This is a genomic window from Mycobacterium paraterrae (assembly GCF_022430545.2).
In the GTDB taxonomy this organism is placed as follows: Bacteria; Actinomycetota; Actinomycetes; order Mycobacteriales; family Mycobacteriaceae; genus Mycobacterium; species Mycobacterium paraterrae.
Genome location: NZ_CP092488.2, coordinates 365111 through 383595, shown reverse-complemented (window position 1 = coordinate 383595; position 18485 = coordinate 365111). Strand labels below are relative to the sequence as shown.

General features: G+C 67.6%; 7 protein-coding genes. 6 read left to right on the top strand and 1 reads right to left on the bottom strand.

All coding sequences use genetic code 11. The annotated features are described in order from the left end of the window. Window positions 1–6: 6 nt before the first annotated feature. From MKK62_RS01670 to MKK62_RS01655, 4 genes are read left to right on the top strand one after another with little or no spacing between them, the layout of a single operon-like run. Window positions 7–5286 (top strand): type I polyketide synthase, encoded by a 5280-nt coding sequence (locus MKK62_RS01670; protein ID WP_240262700.1) that lies wholly within the window; start codon window positions 7–9, stop codon window positions 5284–5286. A gap of 16 nt (window positions 5287–5302) precedes the next feature. Next, window positions 5303–10714 carry a type I polyketide synthase gene (locus tag MKK62_RS01665; protein ID WP_240262701.1) on the top strand — a complete coding sequence of 1804 codons (5412 nt, stop codon included), beginning with the start codon at window positions 5303–5305 and terminating at the stop codon, window positions 10712–10714. 44 nt (window positions 10715–10758) lie between these two features. Beyond that, a complete protein-coding gene (locus tag MKK62_RS01660) occupies window positions 10759–15111 on the top strand; it encodes a type I polyketide synthase (protein ID WP_240263877.1) in 4353 nt (1450 codons plus the stop codon). 26 nt (window positions 15112–15137) lie between these two features. Then, window positions 15138–16391 carry a phthiocerol/phthiodiolone dimycocerosyl transferase family protein gene (locus tag MKK62_RS01655; RefSeq protein ID WP_240262702.1) on the top strand — a complete coding sequence of 418 codons (1254 nt, stop codon included), beginning with the start codon at window positions 15138–15140 and terminating at the stop codon, window positions 16389–16391. Here MKK62_RS01655 and MKK62_RS01650 read toward each other — a convergent pair. Next, complete coding sequence (locus tag MKK62_RS01650; protein WP_240262703.1) at window positions 16384–17214, bottom strand: class I SAM-dependent methyltransferase; 831 nt, start codon at window positions 17212–17214, stop codon at window positions 16384–16386. The genes MKK62_RS01655 and MKK62_RS01650 overlap by 8 nt on opposite strands. A 42-nt stretch (window positions 17215–17256) precedes the next feature. Here MKK62_RS01650 and MKK62_RS01645 point away from each other — a divergent pair, with 42 nt between their 5' ends. Then, entirely contained in the window at window positions 17257–17964 is a 708-nt protein-coding gene (locus MKK62_RS01645; RefSeq protein WP_240262704.1) for a flavodoxin family protein, read from the top strand. 7 nt (window positions 17965–17971) lie between these two features. Beyond that, a complete protein-coding gene (locus tag MKK62_RS01640) occupies window positions 17972–18472 on the top strand; it encodes a DUF2505 domain-containing protein (protein ID WP_240262705.1) in 501 nt (166 codons plus the stop codon). The last annotated feature ends 13 nt before the right edge of the window (window positions 18473–18485 follow it).

Sequence of the window (18485 nt, the reverse complement as noted above, 5' to 3'; positions counted from 1 at the left end):
TCTCCGATGACTGCACCGCCAGATCGTCGGGCGATCATCACCGAGGCTCTTCGCAAGATCGATGACCTGACGGCACGGCTGGAGATCGCCGAAAAGGCCGACCTCGAACCGATTGCTGTGGTGGGCATGGCCTGCCGGCTTCCCGGCGGCGTCAACAACCCCGACGAGTACTGGCAGTTGCTGCACGACGGCCGCAGCGGTGTCGTCCGGGTTCCCGAGGACCGCTGGGACGCCGACGCCTACTACTCCGACGACCACACCCGGCCCGGCACGATTGCCAACCGGGAGGGCGGCTTTCTCACCTCGTGGCAGCCCGACCAATTCGACGCGGAGTTCTTTGGCATCTCGCCGCGCGAGGCCATCGGGATGGACCCCCAGCAGCGGCTGCTGCTCGAAGTCGCTTGGGAGGCCTTGGAAGACGCCGGCGTGACACCGAAAGCGGTGCGCAACAGCCAAACCGGTATCTATGTCGGGCTGACCACCAGCGACTACTACTGGCTGTCCACCGCAGGCGGAGTGCGACCGGAAGACTTCGACCCCTATCTGGTGTTCGGCAGTGCGTCGAACTTCGCCGCCGGCCGGCTGTCCTACTTCCTTGGGACGCATGGCCCGGCCGTGGTGCTCGACACCGCGTGCTCGTCCTCGCTGGTCGCCATCCACCTGGCCTGTCAGAGCCTGCGCCGCCGTGAGACGGATTACGCGCTGGCGGCCGGCACTAACCTGATCTTGTCCCCGGAGAACAGCATCGCCTGCTCGCGCTGGGGAATGCTGGCACCGGACGGCCAGTGCAAGACTTTCGACGCCTCCGCCGACGGCTACGTGCGCAGCGAGGGATGCGGCGTGGTGGTGCTCAAGCGACTCAGCGACGCCGAGCGCGACGGGGATAACGTGCTCGCGCTGGTGCGCGGCTCCGCCGTAAATCAGGACGGTCCGAGCAGCGGGCAGACGGTGCCCAGCGGCCCGGCGCAGCAGGCGGTGCTGCGGGCGGCGCTGGCTTCGGCGCGGTTGGAGCCTTCGGAGATCGACTACATCGAGGCGCACGGCACCGGCACCGCGCTCGGCGATCCGATCGAACTCGACGCGCTCAGTGCGGTTTTCGGTAACCGCGCCGACTCGGCGCCGTTGGTCCTGGGATCGGTCAAGACCAACCTGGGCCACTTGGAGAACTCGGCTGGCATCGCCGGGTTCATCAAGGCCGTGCTCAGCATGAATCACGCGTACATCCCGCCGCACCTGCACTTCACCGCGTTGACCCCGAACGCCGGCGCCGGCGCGTCGAAGTTCACCATCGCCGCCGACGGAATGCCGTGGCCGGAGGTGGACCGGCCGCGGCGCGCGGGTGTGTCGTCGTTCGGTGTCAGCGGCACCAACGCACACATCGTGATCGAGCAGGCGCCCCTGCCCGAACCCGTTGCGCCGCAACCGGAGCCGGCGGTCAGCACCATCGTCGTCTCCGGCAAGACGCCGGCGCGGATCGCGCCGATCGCGGAGATGCTGGCCGACTGGCTGTCCGCTGCGGGCGCCGACGTGCCGCTGGCCGACGTGGCGAACACCGTCAACAACTACCGCGGCAGGTACCGCAGCTTCGGCGCCGTCGTGGCGCGTGACCGCGAGCATGCCGTTGCCGGCTTACGGGCGCTCGCGGCGGGCGAACCCGCGACCGGAGTCGTCGAACCGACCGAGAAGCCGCACGGTTCTGGCACGGTGTTCCTGTATTCGGGTCAGGGGTCGCAGTGGGCCGGGATGGGTCGGCAGTTGTTGGCTGACGAGCCGGCGTTTGCGGCGGCGGTCGACGAGTTGGAGCCTGATTTCGTTGCTCAGGTTGGTTTTTCGCTGAAGGACGTGTTGCTGGCCGGTGAGCCGGTGGTCGGTATTGACCGTATTCAGCCGGTGCTGGTGGGGATGCAGCTGGCGTTGACGGCGTTGTGGCGTTCTTACGGGGTGGAGCCCGATGCGGTGATCGGGCATTCGATGGGTGAGGTGACCGCGGCCGTCGTGTCCGGTGCGCTGAGCCCGGCTGATGGTTTGAAAGTCATTGCGACGCGGTCGAAGTTGATGTTGCGGTTGTCCGGTCAGGGCGCGATGGCACTGGTCGAGCTAGGCGCCGACGAGGCCGAGAAACTTGCCGGCCAGTATCCGGATGTGACGGTGGCGGTGTATGCCGCGCCGCAGCAGACGGTGATCGCGGGCCCGCCGGAGCAGATCGACGCCGCGATCGCCGCGGTCGACGCGCAGGGGCTGCTGGCGCGTCGCGTCGAGGTCGACGTCGCGTCGCATCATCCGACCGTCGACCCGATCCTGGCTGAGCTGAAAGACGCGCTGGCCGACCTGAAGCCGATGACGCCGAAGATTCCGTTGATCAGCACGGTCGGGGAAAGCGCCGAAGTTCCGAGTTTCGACGCGGACTACTGGGTGGTCAACCTGCGCAACCCGGTGCGCTTCAGCCAAGCCGTCGCCAAGGCCGCCCAGACTCACGCCACGTTCGTCGAGATCAGCCCGCACCCGCTGCTCACCCACGGCATCGGCGAAACGCTGGCCTCGGTGGGCTCTCGCGACCAGTTCGCCGTCACCGCCGCGATGAAGCGCGGCGACGACGAAACACTGTCCGTGCACGAGCAACTCGCGACACTCGGGGTCACCGGCGACCAGACCGGGCGGCGCCGAATCGCGATTCCAGCGTCGCCCTGGCTGCATGCCAGCTACTGGGTCGACAGCAAGCCCGCAGCCCAGCGGCTCGCCGGCGTCCACCCGCTGCTGGGCGTGCATGTCGAACTGCCGTCGGGCAACGAGCACATCTGGCAGACCGATATCGGTGTCGACGCGCTGCCCTGGCTGGCCGACCACACCATCGGGGGTCAGCCCGCGGTCTCGGCGGCCGGTTTCGCCGAGATGGCGTTGGCCGCCGCCACCCAGGCGCTGGGTGCCTCCGCGATCAGCAGGCTCGCCATCGAGCGACCGCTGGTCCTCGATGCCCAAACCCGAGTCACCACCCAGCTCTCGGTCGGCCCCGACGTGAATCGCATTGAAATCCAAGCCCGTTCGGGCACTGGAAGCTGGACCCGGTACGCGGTGGCCGACATCACCGAGCAGGGCGCGCCAGCCGGCCCGGTGCCCGGCCAGGGGATCGAGATCGCGCTGCCCGGCGAGGTCGCCGACAGCCCTGAATACCGGATACACCCGGTGCTACTCGAAGCGGCCCTGCAGCACTTGGCGGCCGCAATTACGGCGGATGCCGCGTCCTATCAAGCGGTTTCCGTCGAGACGATCCGTGTCTTCGCCCCGGTCCGGGGCAGCATCCGCGTGCACACCGAGGTGGCCGGCGAGCGTGGCCGGGTTGTCCTCGCCGACGATGTCGGGGCCGTGCTTGCGGAGCTGATCGGCGTCGAGTTCAAGCCGGTCGACTTGGCTAGCGTGCCACTGTCGTTGCAGCAGAAGGTCTTCGACGCGAGCTGGGTCCAAAGCCCGACGGCCGGCGACGGCGCGGTGGCCGACGGTAGCTGGGTGGTGCTGGCCGAAACCGACCCTGAGACAACTGCTCTGGCGGCCGAGCTCACCGATACCCTCACCTCGTCGACCCGTCGTGCGGTCAGCGCCGCGCTGGCCGACGGGTCCGCGGTGGCCGAGGCGTTCGCCAAGACCGCCGACTCGAAGCCGGTCGGCATCGTGGTTCTGTTGGCCAAGCGGTCGTTCGATGGTGTCGATACCGACGCCGCGCTGCAGCGGGCCCAGGACCTGGTGACGGACATCTCCGCCGCGGCGCACTCGGCCGTCGACGCCTGGCAGGGGACCTCACCGCGACTGTGGCTGGTCACCCGCGACGGCCTGTCGGTACACGACGACGAGCCGGGGGACCCGGCCGTCGGTGCGCTCAAGGGACTCATCCGCAACTGGCGGTTCCCGGGCGAAGCGGCCCGGGTGCTGGCTGGCGAACCCGACCTCGGCGCCACCCTGCTCGACGTCGGCAGCGCGGATGTCGTGGCCAAGCTGACCGGCGAGCTGGCCGCCTCTACCGGCGACGACGTCATCGCGCTGCGCGAGGACGGCCGCTACGTCGAACGGATGGTGCGGGTCTCGCTGGACGGTGAGCGGCATGATGCGGTGGTCCGACCGGACGGCTCCTACATCATCACCGGTGGCCTGGGCGGCCTGGGCACAGTCGTCACCCGCTGGCTGGTGGACAACGGTGCGGGCCGCATCGTGCTCAACGGGCGCAGCGAGCCGTCGGACGAGCAGCGCTCCTACCTGGACAGCCTGGGCACCGAGGTGGTGTTCGTGGCGGGCGACATTGCCACCCCAGGCGTCGCGGAGCGGCTGGTGGCCGCGGCCGAGGAAACCGGGAAATCGTTGCGCGGTCTCGTGCACGGCGCCGGCATCACCGGCGACGGCCTGGTCAGTGCCCTCACCAGGGAAGGCCTGCAACGGGTCTGGACACCCAAGGTCGCCGGCGCCCTGCGGCTCAACGCGGCAACGGCCGACAAGGAGATGGATTGGTGGGTCGGCTTCTCGTCGATGGCCACCATGCTCGGCCTGCCCGGACAGCTGGCCTACGCGACCGGTAACGCGTGGCTCGACGCGCTGATGACCTGGCGCCGCGCAGCCGGCAGACCCGCCACCGCGATCAACTGGGGACAGTGGTCGGCGGTCGGTATGAGCAGCAAGCTGACCTACAGCGTGCTCGACCCGATCACCCCGGACGAGGGAATCGAGGCGTTGCAGGCCCTGGTCGGCGGCCCGTTCAACCGGGTGGGCGTCGGACGGCTGAGGCTGGACCGGGTGCTAGCCGCCACTCCGGAATTCGGCGAACTCGCGTACTTCGAGAAGATCGCTGCCGAGTTCGGCGGTCCGAGCGCCGACCACCGGGTCACCGTCGAGGAGGCGGGATCTGCGGTGGCCGCGGCTCCGGACTGGTCCACGCTGTCGACCGAGGAGCGGCTGGCCGAGCTGCAGACCCGCTTGCAGGCCATCCTGGGCCGTGAACTGCGGATGTCGCCGTCGTCGATCAAGCTGGACGCGCCGTTCCCCGAGCTGGGACTGGACTCGATGATGGCCATGACGGTGCTCAAGGAGACCAAGAAATTGGTCGGGCTGGACGTCTCGGCGAACATGTTGTTCAACCACCCGACGATCGCATCGCTGGCCACCTACGTGGCCGGTCTGCTTGCGCCCGTCGAGGTGCCGGAGGAAGATTCCGGCGGTCCAGCGACCGAGCCGGAGCGCGGTGTGCTGGATGACCTGTTCGACAGCGTCGAATCGGCTTCGGCGAGCAGTGACGGCGGTCTTCTTTGATGGGAAGAATCTTCTAATGGCGACCATTTACGACAGAGTCTCGGCGATGTCCGGCGAACAGCGGGACGCGATCACCCAGAAGTTCGACAGTTCGTCGCGGGTGGTCGCCGCTGAGCCGATCGCGGTGGTCGGCATCGGGTGTCGTTTCCCCGGCGACGCGAACGGCCCCGACGGCTACTGGAACTTCCTGGCAGGAGGCGGTGACGGGATCAGCGAGATCCCGGCCGACCGATGGGACGCCGACGAGTTCTACGACGCCGACCAATTCGCGCCCGGCCGCATGCAGTCCAAGTGGGGTGGCTTCCTGTCCGACGTCGCCGGCTTCGACGCCGACTACTTCGGGATCTCCCCGCGCGAGGCCGAGGCGATGGACCCCCAGCAGCGGTTGATGCTGGAGGTGGCCTACGAAGCGCTCGAGCACGCCGGGATTGCCACCGAGGACCTGTCCGGAGTGCGCGCCGCCGTCTTGATGGGCGTGTATTACGGTGAGTACCAGACGATTTCGGCGGCCAACCCGGACGCGATCGATGCCTACTCCGCGACCGGCAACGCGCACGCGGTCGCCGTCGGGCGGATCGCCTACCTGCTGGGACTGCGTGGCCCGGCGGTCGCCATCGACTCCGCATGCTCGTCGTCGCTGGTGACCATCCACCTCGCCTGTCAGAGCCTGCGGTTGCGGGAAAGCGACCTGGCGCTGGCCGGCGGGGTGAGCCTGATCCTGCGCCCGGAGACCCAGATCGCGATGGCCAAGTGGGGCATGCTGTCGCCGAACGGCCGGTGCTATTCGTTCGACTCGCGCGCCGACGGGTTCGTCCGCGGCGAGGGCTGTGGTGTGGTGGTGCTAAAGCGGCTCACCGACGCCGTCCGCGACGGCGACCGGGTGCTCGCCGTCGTGCGTGGCTCCGCGGTCAACCAGGACGGCCGGTCGAACGGGCTGACCGCGCCGAACACCATTGCCCAGCAAGACGTCATCCGGGCCGCGCTGCGCAGCGGCGACGTGCAGGCCCGCTCGGTCAACTACATCGAGGCACACGGCACCGGCACCGGTCTGGGCGACCCGATCGAATTCGAGGCGCTGGCCGACCAATACGGCAAGGGTGACGGCGACTGCGCCCTAGGGGCGGTGAAGTCGAACTTCGGTCACCTGGAAGCCGCGGCCGGTATCGCCGGCTTCATCAAGGCCGCGCTGTCGGTGCAGCACGCGCAGATCCCGCCGAACCTCAACTTCTCGCAATGGAATCCGGCCATCGACCACAAGTCGACCCGGATGTTCGTACCCACCGAGCTCCGCCCCTGGCCGGCCGGGGAGGGTCCGCGCCGCGCTGCGATCTCGTCGTTCGGTATCGGCGGTACCAACGCACACGTGGTGATCGAGCAGGGCCCGGACCCCACGCCTGTCGCGGCGACTCCGTCGCCGGTGACCACACTGACCGTCTCCGGTAAGACCGAACAGCGCATCGCGGGCTGGGCGGCGGCGCTCGCGGAGTGGATGTCGGGTTCGGGTGCCGAGGTGCCGCTGGCCGACATCGCGCACACCGTGAACCTGTACCGCAGCCGTCACAACAAGATCGCCACGGTGTCCGGCCGCGACCGCGACGAAATCGTGGCCGGGCTACGGGCGCTGGCCGCCGGCAAGCCAACCCCCGGAGTCGTTGCCGCGCATGATGTTCCGCGGGGCAAGGGCACGGTGTTCCTGTATTCGGGTCAGGGGTCGCAGTGGGCTGGGATGGGTCGGCAGTTGTTGGCTGACGAGCCGGCGTTTGCGTCGGCGGTCGACGAGTTGGAGCCTGATTTCGTTGCTCAGGTTGGGTTTTCGCTGAAGGACGTGTTGCTGGCCGGTGAGCCGGTTGTGGGTATCGATCGTATTCAGCCGGTGCTGGTGGGGATGCAGCTGGCGTTGACGGCGTTGTGGCGTTCTTACGGTGTGGAGCCCGATGCGGTGATCGGGCATTCGATGGGTGAGGTGACCGCGGCCGTCGTCTCCGGTGCGCTGAGCCCGGCTGATGGTCTGAAAGTCATTGCGACGCGGTCGAAACTGATGTCACGGTTGTCCGGTCAGGGCGCGATGGCGCTGCTGGAGCTCGGCGCGGCCGAGGCCGAGAAGCTCGTGGGGGAGCACCCCGACATCACCGTCGCGGTGTACGCCGCGCCGCAGCAGACCGTGATCGCCGGCCCGCCCGACCAGGTCGACGCCGTGGTCGCGATCGTCGACGGGCAGGGCAAGCTGGCCCGTCGCGTCGAGGTCGACGTCGCGTCGCATCATCCGACCGTCGACCCGATCCTGGCCGAGCTGAAAGACGCGCTGGCCGACCTGAAGCCGATGACGCCGAAGATTCCGTTGATCAGCACGGTCGGTCAGGATGGTGACGCGAAGTTTGACGCCGACTACTGGGTGGTCAACCTGCGTAACCCGGTGCGCTTCAGCCAAGCCGTCGGTAAGGCGGCCGAAAACCACTCCGCCTTCGTCGAAGTCAGCCCCCACCCGCTGCTCAGCCATGCCATCAACGGCACGCTCGAGGCCGCCAAGCCGCGCGGCGGCGTCCAGGTCACGGGGACCCTGACCCGCGACAATCCCGAGACGCTCACGTTCCACACCCAGCTCGCGACCATCCGACCGCCGTCGGTCGCTGCGGCCCAGAGTGCCAATGGCGCAAAGACATTGGTCGATCTGCCGCCGACGCCCTGGCAGCACGTCCGTTACTGGGCGGCGCCGACCGCGACCAACAGGCAGCAGGCCAGCGCCCACCCGCTGCTCGGCACCCATGTCGAGCTGCCGTCGGGCCGCGACCATGTGTTCACCGCCGACGTCGGCACCGACCTGGTGCCTTACATGCTCGACCACAAGGTGCACGGCCAGCCGGTCATGCCCGGCACTGGTTTCGGCGAAATCGCCCTGGCCGCCGCCAGCGAAGCGCTCGGCTTGCCGGCCACGTCGGTGTCGGTCGGCGTCGAGGTCGAGCAGATGTTGCCGCTGGCCGAGTCGACCCAACTCACCACCCAACTCAGCCGCGGCGAGAAGGACGGCGACGACATTCGCGTCGAGATCCACTCGCGCTCGGCCACCGGCGCATGGATCCGCCATGCCGTCGCGAAAGTCACTGTGACACAGAAGGACACAGGGGGACAGCCGGAACCGTCGGCCGTGCCGCCCGCGTCGTCAGAACCAGGCACGGTGCTCTCACCCGCCGACCTCTACTCCGCGCTGCGCGCCACCGGCTTGCACCACGGGCCGGCGTTCGCCGCGCTGACCCGCATCGTGCGCCGTCCGAACGGCACGTCGGAAACCGAGATCGTGCTGCCCGACGAGGCGACCGGACACCGCGGCTACCGCATCCACCCGGTGCTGCTCGACGCGGCGCTGCAGGGCCTGGCCGCCGCCCTGCCGAGCGAATCGTTGTCCGACTCCGACGAAGCGACCTACCTCCCCGTGTCGTTCGAAAAGATCCGGGTGTTCGGCGAGGTAGGCCGTCGGGCCCGCTGCCGTGCGGAACTGATCAGCACTGACGGTGCAGGTATCAACGGCCGCGTCGTGATCACCGACGAGACGGGCGCCCCGACCGCCGAGATCAGCGGCATCTACTTGCAACGCGTGCAGCGCCGCAGTGTGCCGTTGCCGTTGGAGCAGAAGATCTTCGACACCGAGTGGGTCGAGACCCCGGTCGACGCGTCGGCGGCTTCAGTGCCCGACGGCAGCTGGCTGGTGCTCACCGACGGCGCCGAGGCGCAGAAGGCCGCCGAAGAGTTCGCCGCCGCGTTCGCGGCCCCGGCCCGCAGGGTGCTCACCGCCGACCTGTCACAGGAATCGGCTGTGCTGGAAGCGTTCTCGCAAGCCGCCGGAGACGCGGACCTGCCGCCGGTCGGCGTGGTGGTGTTCGCGGGCCGATACTCGTTCGACGGCTCGGAGTCCGGTGACCCCGCGGGTCGCGGCCGCGACCTGACCTGGCGGGTCGCGTCGACGGTCCGCACGATCCTCACCGGTTGGCACGGCAAGCCGCCACGGCTGTGGGTGGTGTCTCGCGGCGGACTGGCCGTCGGCGACGGCGAGGCCGGCGACCCGTCGGTCAGCGCGCTGACCGGCCTGATCCGTGTGCTGGCCTACGAGCACCCGGACCTGCGCACCACGCTGGTGGACCTCCCGGGTGACGCGGTCTCGTCGCTGAGCGTGGAATTGGGCCTGTCCGGCGACGACATCATCGCGTGGCGTAACGAAAAGCGTTACGCCAAGCGGCTTTCCCGCGCGACGCTGGCTAATGCCAGGAGCGAGACAGCAGTCCGGGCCGACGGCTCCTACATCATCACCGGCGGTTTGCGCGGGCTCGGCCTGGCCATGGCCCGCTGGCTGGTCGACAGGGGAGCGAAACGGGTCGTGCTCAACGGCCGCTCCGAGCCGTCCGACGAGGCGCGGGCAGTGGTCGACGAGCTCGGGCAGCACGCTCAGATCGCCGTCCTCCTCGGCGATATCGCCGCACCGGGCGTCGCTGAGAAGTTGGTCAGCTTGGCCGAGGAGACCGGGCTGACGCTGCGCGGGGTGATGCACAGCGCCGTCGTGCTCGACGACCAGATCGTCGCCGGCCTCAGCCAGGACAGCCTGGAGCGGGTGTGGGCGCCGAAAGCCAACGGCGCGCTGCGACTTCACGCGGCGACCGTCGGAAAGGACCTCGACTGGTGGCTCGGGTTCTCCTCGACGTCGTCGCTGCTGGGCGCGCCCGGCCAGGGCGCCTACGCAGCCGCCAGCGCCTGGCTGGACGGCCTGGTCGAATGGCGACGGGCGTCGGGATTGCCGGCCACCACGATCAACTGGGGCCAATGGTCCGACATCGGGGTGGCCCGCACCCTGACGTTCAGTGCTCTGGACCCGATCTCGCCGGCGGAGGGCATCGAAGCGCTCGAGGCCATCCTGGCCAGCCGGCCCGTCAACATCGGGGTAGCGCGGCTGCGCCTGGACCGGGCCGCCGCCGCGTTCCCCGAGATCCAGCAGCTCGGCTACTTCGCCAAGCTGGCCTCCGAACTCGACATCGACAGCGAGGACGACGACTGGGCGGGACCGGATGCGCTCCGCGAGCTCGACGCCGCCGAGCTCAACCGGGTGATCGTCGGTCGACTGGCCACCCGCATCCTGGCCATCATGGGCTACCCCAAGGGAAGCACCCTCGACACCGACCAGCCGTTGACCGAGCTGGGTATGGATTCGCTTATGGCGGTGCGAATCCGCAACACTGTTCGCGGCGACTTCGGAGTTGAACCGCCGGTGGCCCTGCTGTTGCAGGGCGCCTCGTTGACCGCATTGACCACCGACCTCATCCGCCAGCTGGGCCTGCAAGAGCCAGACAAGGCCGACAGCGGCGGTGGTGTTCGGGACCGAGCAGCCAAGCGCGCCGCAGCCCGGCAGCGAGCGGCGGCTCGGCGAAAGGTAGGAGATCGAGTGTGACCAGCAACAGCGAATTGCCGCCCAACGCGATCGCGGTGGTCGGCATGGCGGCCCGCTTGCCCGGCGCCAACACGCTGTCGGCATTCTGGGACAACCTGCGCCGCGGCGAGGAGTCGATCGTCACGCTGGCCGAAGACGACCTGCTGGCCGAGGGCATTCCCGAGAAGACACTCACGAACCCCGCATACGTGCGGCGTGCCGCGTTGATGGACGGTATCGACGAATTCGACGCCGACTTCTTCGGTTTCACTCCGCAGGCTGCGCGTTCGACGGATCCGCAGCACCGGCTGTTCCTGCAGACCGCGTTCCATGCGATCGAGGACGCGGGCTACGACCCGGCCGAGATCGAGGGCACGGTCGGCGTCTACGCGACAAGCACCACCAGTGGCTACCTGTTGCACAACATCATGTCCAACCGGGACCCGAATGTGGTCATGGGTCAAGGCATCACGTTCGACATGGTCGAGCTGTCGATGCAGAACGACAAGGACTACCTGGCCACCAAGGTCGCCTACGCGCTGAACCTGCGCGGCCCCGCGCTGTCGGTGCAGACGGCCTGTTCGTCGGCGTTGGTCGCGGTTCACCTGGCCTGCCAGAGCATCCTGAACGGCGAGTGCGAGCTGGCGCTGGCCGGCGGCGCGTCGCTGCGCATTCCGCATCACGTCGGCTACTGGTACGCCCCGGGTTCGATGGTGTCGCCGACCGGTCACTGCCGCCCGTTCGACGCGCGTTCGGACGGAACGATTTTCGGCAGCGGCGTGGGCGTGGTGGTGCTCAAGGCGCTGCAGGACGCCGTCGACGACGGCGACCGGATCCACGCCGTGATCCGCGGTTCGGCGCTGAACAACGACGGCTCGACCAAGATGACCTACGCCGCGCCCACCGCGGCCGGGCAGGCCGACGTCATCGCCGAGGCGCACGCGATCGCCGAGGTCGACGCGTCGGAAATCAGCTACATCGAGACCCACGGCACCGGCACCCCGCTGGGCGATCCCATCGAAATCGAGGGCCTGCGACAGGCTTTCGAGGTCTCCGAGCTGCCACGCTCCGGCCCGTGCTACGTCGGCTCGGTCAAGTCCAACATCGGCCACCTGGAATCGGCCGCCGGGATCGCCAGCCTGATCAAGGCGATCCTGTGTCTCAAGCACCGGGCCATTCCCGCCACGCTGCACTACACCAGCCCGAACCCCGAATTGCACCTCGACCGTGGACCTTTCAAGGTCCGCAGCGAATACGGCCCGTGGGAATGGGACGGCGTGCTGCGGGCGGGCGTCAGCTCTTTCGGTGTCGGTGGCACCAACGCCCACCTGGTGATCGAGGAAGCGCCGCGGGTAACCGCAGCTTCATCTTTGTCGCCGTTACCGGCGAAGCAGGTGCTGCTGATGTCGGCACGCAGCACCGACGCGCTGGAGCAGTCGCGCAAGTCGCTGGCCGCCGCGATCTCCGGCGACGACGCGGTCAACCTGGCCGACGTTGCCTACACTCTCGGCCGTCGTCGCAAAGAGAAGATCCGCCTGGCGGCCGTCGTCAACGACGAGCAGCACGCGAGAACCGTGCTGGAGACTCCCGAGAGCGACAATGTCTTCGTCGGCGAATTCACCAGTAATGCCGACCATTCCGACAAGGTCGCGTTCCTGTTCCCCGGTCAGGGCGCGCAACACGTCGGCATGGCGCGCGGGCTCTACGACCACGAGCCCCTGTTCGCCGAGCACTTCGACCAGTGTGCTGCCGGGTTCAACGAGGAACTCGGTGTCGATCTGCGTGCCGAGATCTTCGAGGGCACCGCGCGCAACCTGGAGCGCACCGACCGCACCCAGCCGGCGTTGTTCACTGTCGAGTACGCGCTGGCCAAGCTGATCGAGAGCTACGGCGTGCAGCCGGCCGCGCTGGCCGGTCACAGCATCGGCGAATACATCGCGGGCACCATCGCCGGCGTCTTCGACATCGAGACCGCCATCAAGGTGGTCTCGATGCGCGCCCGCCTGATGCACGCCGCGCCGCGCGGCGTGATGGTCGCGGTGGCATTGAGCCCCGAGGCGGTCGCCGAGTACCTCAACGGCGACGTCGACATCGCCACGATCAACGAACCGGGCGGCTGCGTGGTCGCCGGCTCCGAGGAGGGCATTCGCCAGTTCAGCGAGCGCCTCAGCGAAAAAGGCATCGTGGCCAGGCGGGTCCGCACCTCGCACGCGTTCCACTCGCGGTTGATGGACTCGATGATTCCGGAGTTCACCGGCTTCCTGTCCCGACAGACGTTGCGTGAACCGCAAATTCCTTTGCTGTCCAACGTAACCGGCACCTGGATGGCTGCCGGCGAGGCGACCAACCCGCAAACCTGGGCCCGCCAGGTGCGCGCCACGGTTCGGTTCTCCGACGAGGTCGACGTGTTGCTCGGGGACCCTAACCGCGTCCTGGTCGAGGTGGGCCCGGGCGGCACGCTGACCTCCTCTGCGAGTCGGCATCACCGCTGGTCGGCCGGACACAGCGCGGTCCGGCTCATGCGCCATCACGCGCAGAACCGCGACGACCGCGACGCGTTCCTGCTTGCGCTCGGCCAGCTCTGGTCGGCCGGTGTCGAGGTGGATTGGTCGCCGTTGCGGGGTGGACAGTCGGCGCAGTTGGTCACGCTGCCGGGTTATCCGTTTGAGCGGCAACGGCATTGGATCGAGCACCGCACCAACGTCTGGACGGGCGACGCGGCGGCCACCAACGGGGCTGGCGGAGCGCCGCAGGCCGCCGATGCGTCGGCGGCCGCCAAGAGCGGCCAGTCGCCGATGGAAGCGACTTTGCAGCGCATCTGGAGCCAGTGCCTCGGTCTGTCAAGCGTCGAACGCAACGCGAACTTCTTCGAGCTGGGCGGTGATTCGCTGGTCGCGATCAGTGTCGCGATGACCGCCTCCAACGAAGGCCTCGACCTCACCCCGCAGGACCTCTACGAGAATCAGACGGTCGCCGCGTTGGTCAGGGCGCTGACGGCCCGCTACACGGCCGGCGGACTGGCGCGTCAATCGCCCGGCGACGTGGTGCATCCGCCTGTGCCGCCGAACATCTCGTATTTCCTCGAACATGGTGTGCGCGAGCATGAGCAGTGGCGAGTGCCGCTGATCCTGCAGCTCCGCTCCGACGTGAAGGTCGAGGACATCTGCGCGGTGCTGACTGGGCTGCGCAACCACCACGAAGCATTGCGGTTGCGGCTTGTCGAACGTGCGGGCACCTGGGAGCAAGTCATCAGCGATCCCGGTGACTTCGCCGATATGGCAACCCGTTCGCTGCCCGAAGACATCAAACCAGGCACACCTCAGGAACGCGATGCGTTGCTGTCGACGTTGATAGACGTTGTGCGTCAACAGGACCCGTCCAACCCGCTGATTGCCACGTATGTCAAAGGTGTGCCGGGCGGCTCGTCCTACCTTGCGATCAGTGTGCGGGCGATCGTGGCCGACAACGCGTCGCGCGACATTCTGCTGACCGACATCTTCACCGCGTTCGGCCAGCAACTGGCCGGCGAAGAGATTGCGCTGCAACCGGTCACGACGCCGTGGACGGAGTGGTCGCAGCGCTGTGCGGCGTTGGCCATCCATCCCGCGGTAGTGGAAAGCCGCGACTACTGGCTGACGACGGCGTCGGCGTCGACGCTGAAGGTGGTGGGCGATCACGCCTCGGGTCCGCCCAGTCTGCCGGACCTGGCCCGCAGCGCGAGGTCGCTGACCGTCGCGGAAACGACCGAGATCGACGATGCGCGCAGGCGGCTGCGGGTGCCGATCGACGAAATGCTGTTGGCGGCATTGGGTCGGACGATCGCTCACCAATTCGGTGACGGGACCCTCAACGTGGACGTCAGCGGGGAAGGCCGGTCGGTGCTCAAGCCCGACGTCGACCTGCGACGGACCGTGGGCTGGTTCAACACGATCTATCCGATCGCGCTCCCGTGCGCAAAGGACGCCGGCGCCAAGCAGCTGCTCGGCGACGTGCACGACACGCTGACCGCCGTCCCGCACTACGGAATCGGCTACGGTCTGCTGCGCTACCTGTACGCGCCGACGGCGCGGCAGCTCGGCGCCGCCCCTCCGGCCGATATCTTCTTCTCCTACATCGGCACGATTCCCGACCTGCCGCCGCTGGGCGAGGACGTTGCGGTTCGGTTCGACTCCGACACCGCACTGCCGGTGCGCGAGGCGATTCCGGGCCTCGGCCACGGAATAGAGTTGCGTGTCTTCCGTACCGCCGGAGTGCTGCACCTGGACTGGTGGTACGACAGCAGGCGGATCGACGGGACCACAGTGCAGTCGCTGGCCGACGGGTTCTCGCGGGAGTTGCTGGAGTTGATCCGCGACGCACTCGCGGCTGACGAGGAGGACGCCGGCAGCGATGAAATGGAACTCGTTGACCTGTCGTAGGTTTCGACAAGGCTAGAAAGGCACCCGTGTTTCCCTCGTCGGTCATTCGTAAGCTGGCGCTCAGCGAAGAAATGCTCGCAGAGACGCACAACTTCGTGGGCCTGTCCGCGCACCTCGAAGGTCCCATCGACGTCGACGCCCTGACGGACGCTTTCGACCTGCTGCTCGAGGCGCACCCGGTGCTCACCGCGCGCCTCGAACGCGGCACCGACGGCCGGCACGAGCTGGTCGCCGACGACCTGATGCACGCCGGGCTCGAGGTGATCGAGGTCGATGCGTCCCAAACCGTGAATCCGCCACCACATTTCGACCAGGCTGAGTCACTGGTACACCTGAGGCTCTTCATCCGTGACGGGCAGTCACACCCCACGCTCTACGTGCACCACGCCCTGGCCGACGGTCACCACATGTATGGGCTGATCGAAGAACTGCTGTCGTTCTACACCGATCTGGTCACCAACGGTAAGACCGCTCCGGTCACCGCGCAGCCCGCCCCGGAGTCGATCGAGACCGTGCTCGCCGACCGCGGTATCCAGAAAGGTCCGCGTTCGGGTATCGAGCGCTTCATGCCGGCGCTGTTCGCCTACGACCTGCCGCCGTCACGGCGCGGCGACACCGGCGCGAAACCCGCGTCGCCGGTGCGGGTTCCGATGGTGTCCTGCCGGCTCAGCGAAGCCCAGACGCACGCCATCGTCGAGATCTGCCGCGCCGAGAAGATTGGTCTGCACTCCGTGCTGTCGGCCGCGATCCTGATCGGGGAATGGCAGGTGCGCGGCAGACTGAACATACCGGTGCCGTTCATCTACACCGTCGACCTGCGCTACTTCCTCTCGCCGCCGGTGTCGGCGACCGGGTGCACCAATCCGGTCGGGCTGGGTACGTATCTGGCCGAGATCAACCAGAAGACGACGGTGGTCGAGCTCGCCCGCGACATCGCCGCGACGTTCAAGAGCGACCTGGACGAGGGCGTGATCCAGCAGTCCCGCCTGCACTTCAGCCCGCAGTACGTCGGCAACGCCCCAGGCATGCCCGACGTTGTGTTGTTGTCCGACAACGGTTTGGTACCGCCAGTCCGCACACCACCCGGCGTCGAGGTGACATCGACGCACGGCGAACTCTACTTCCAGGTGAGCGCCGGTATCGAGATCTACTTCACCCAGATCTACGCCGAGCAGCTCAACGTGGAGTACCACTCCCACGGCCCGGAACCGGAGAAGTCGATCGAAGCCATCCGGTCACTGCTCGTCGAGGTCGCCGAGCAGCACGCGAGTGTCAGCTGACCGGTCCGTAGGCGTAGCGGTGGTACTGGAAGGTTCGGCGCAGCGGTGGCAGGGGGCGGACGAGGTGACGCATCAGCCGGAACACCCCCGAGGCGCGGCCGAACGTGCTGGCGTCGAAAAACGTGACGGCATCGACCAATCGGGCGCCGGCGAGGCGACCCAGAACGTCAGACGGCTTGTTCACTGCCCAATACAGCGTCGAACCGGATTGCCGCTGCAGACGATGCGTTTTCTGCGACCGGACCACGAGCCGGCTGTAATAGTCGATGGCGATCTCGCCGGTCTTGAACCGGTCGATCACGTGCTGCAGCAGAGCGATGCCGTCGTCCTCGGTCAGGTACATGCTGATGCCTTCGGCGAGCAGCAATGTCGGACGGTCGGCCGGGATCGCGTCGAGCCACGACGGGTCCGTTGCCGCGGTGGGTACCAGATGATAGTTGGGCCGGCTCGGAAAGATCTTCTCGCGCAACGAGATAACCGCCGGGAAATCGACGTCGTACCACTGCACGCCCGGGCCGGGATCGAGCCGGAACACCCGGCTGTCGAGCCCGCAGCCGACGTGGATGACGGTGGCGTCCGGGTGTGCGGCCAGAAACTCGCCGGCCCACACGTCGAACTGCGCGGTCCGCACCGTCACCAGCGGCGTCCAGCGGTTGTTGACCTTGAGTTCGTCCCAGTCGTAGTCGATTCGGGCCACCGCCGCCTTGGCGTAGTCGTCACCGAGAATCGGCTGTTCCCAGTCGGCGTCCAGCGCCTTGCAGTACAGGGTGGTCAGCATCGTCTGCGACGGCCCGCTGAGATCGATGGACACTTTGTCGGTCACGGGGCTTAACCCTACTGTGCGAGATCAGGAGAAGGAGAAGCCATGACGGATACCAACGGGAGCGGCGTACGGCCGCCGCGGGTCCTGCTGCTGTACTACTCGTACACCGGTCAGGCGCAGAAAGTGCTGAACGTCGCGGGGGAGGTTTTCCGGAGTCGCGGGTGTGAGGTGAGCGAAGCATCGATCGAATTCACCGACCCGAAGTATGCCGAGAAGTTCTCCCGCTTCCCGCTGCGTCGAGTCTGGCCTGACATGCTCAGTGTGTTGCAGGCCCAGAAACGCAACGAGATCGGGCAGATCAAAACCCCCGACACGGTGCGCGACGGCGACTACGACTTGATCCTGATCGGATCGCCGACCTGGTGGGACAACGTCAGCATGCCGCTGCGCTCGTTCCTGAAATCCGACGAGGCCCGACAGCTGTTGTCCGGCAAGCCTTTCGCGGTGTTCGTCGTCTGCCGCACGTTCTGGCAGGCCAACCTCGAAGGGGTACGTGAGCTCGCCGAAGCGCAGGGCGGCCGCTACGTCGACGAAATCCACTTCACCTACCCCGGCGACAACCTCCGCTCGATGCTGGCGCTGACCAGCTACCTCGGCACGGGGGAGTACCGGAAAAAGTCGCTGGGCATCAAGCTTCCGCCCACCAACGTGCAGCCCGACCAGCTGGAGCAAACCCGGATTTTCGCGGGACGTCTGGCGGATCGGCTCGTGGCCAAGAGCTCGGCGTTGCCGGGCCAGGAACCGGTCTAGGACTGTTATGGCGCGTCCCTTTGACGTATCGGTTGCCTCACCCGCCAGTGTCGACCAGGTCCATGCCGCATTCAGCACCGAGGGCTATTGGCTGGCCCGACTGGGCACCATGAGTGGGGGCACCACGCTGGAGTCTTTGGTCGTCGACGACGACGGGACCGTGCGCGTCACCACCACCCAGGACCTCGGCCGCGATCTGCTGCCCGGGATCGTGTCGAAGTTCTACCGGCGTGACATCAAGGTCCGGCACAGCGAAACGTGGACACCGTCGGGCGGTCAACTCAATGGCGAGATCACGGTCGCGGTGTCGGGGGCACCGGGTTCGGGCTCGGCCGCGGCCTCGGTCGCGCCGACCGCGGACGGTTCGCTTCTGACGTTGAACGGCACGGTGGAATTCAAGGTCCCGTTGGTCGGCGGCACGGTGGAAAGCTTCATCGCGCGTGAATTCGCGAACGGCATACCCGACGTCCAGGATTTCACTGCCCGGTGGGTCAGCGAGCACGCCTGAGATGCGGTTGACA

Coding starts and splice junctions, on each gene's coding strand:
- MKK62_RS01670 (WP_240262700.1), top strand. CDS start 7: ATGACTGCACCGCCAGATCGTCGGGCGATCATCACCGAGGCTCTTCGC.
- MKK62_RS01665 (WP_240262701.1), top strand. CDS start 5,303: ATGGCGACCATTTACGACAGAGTCTCGGCGATGTCCGGCGAACAGCGG.
- MKK62_RS01645 (WP_240262704.1), top strand. CDS start 17,257: ATGACGGATACCAACGGGAGCGGCGTACGGCCGCCGCGGGTCCTGCTG.
- MKK62_RS01660 (WP_240263877.1), top strand. CDS start 10,759: ATGGCGGCCCGCTTGCCCGGCGCCAACACGCTGTCGGCATTCTGGGAC.
- MKK62_RS01640 (WP_240262705.1), top strand. CDS start 17,972: ATGGCGCGTCCCTTTGACGTATCGGTTGCCTCACCCGCCAGTGTCGAC.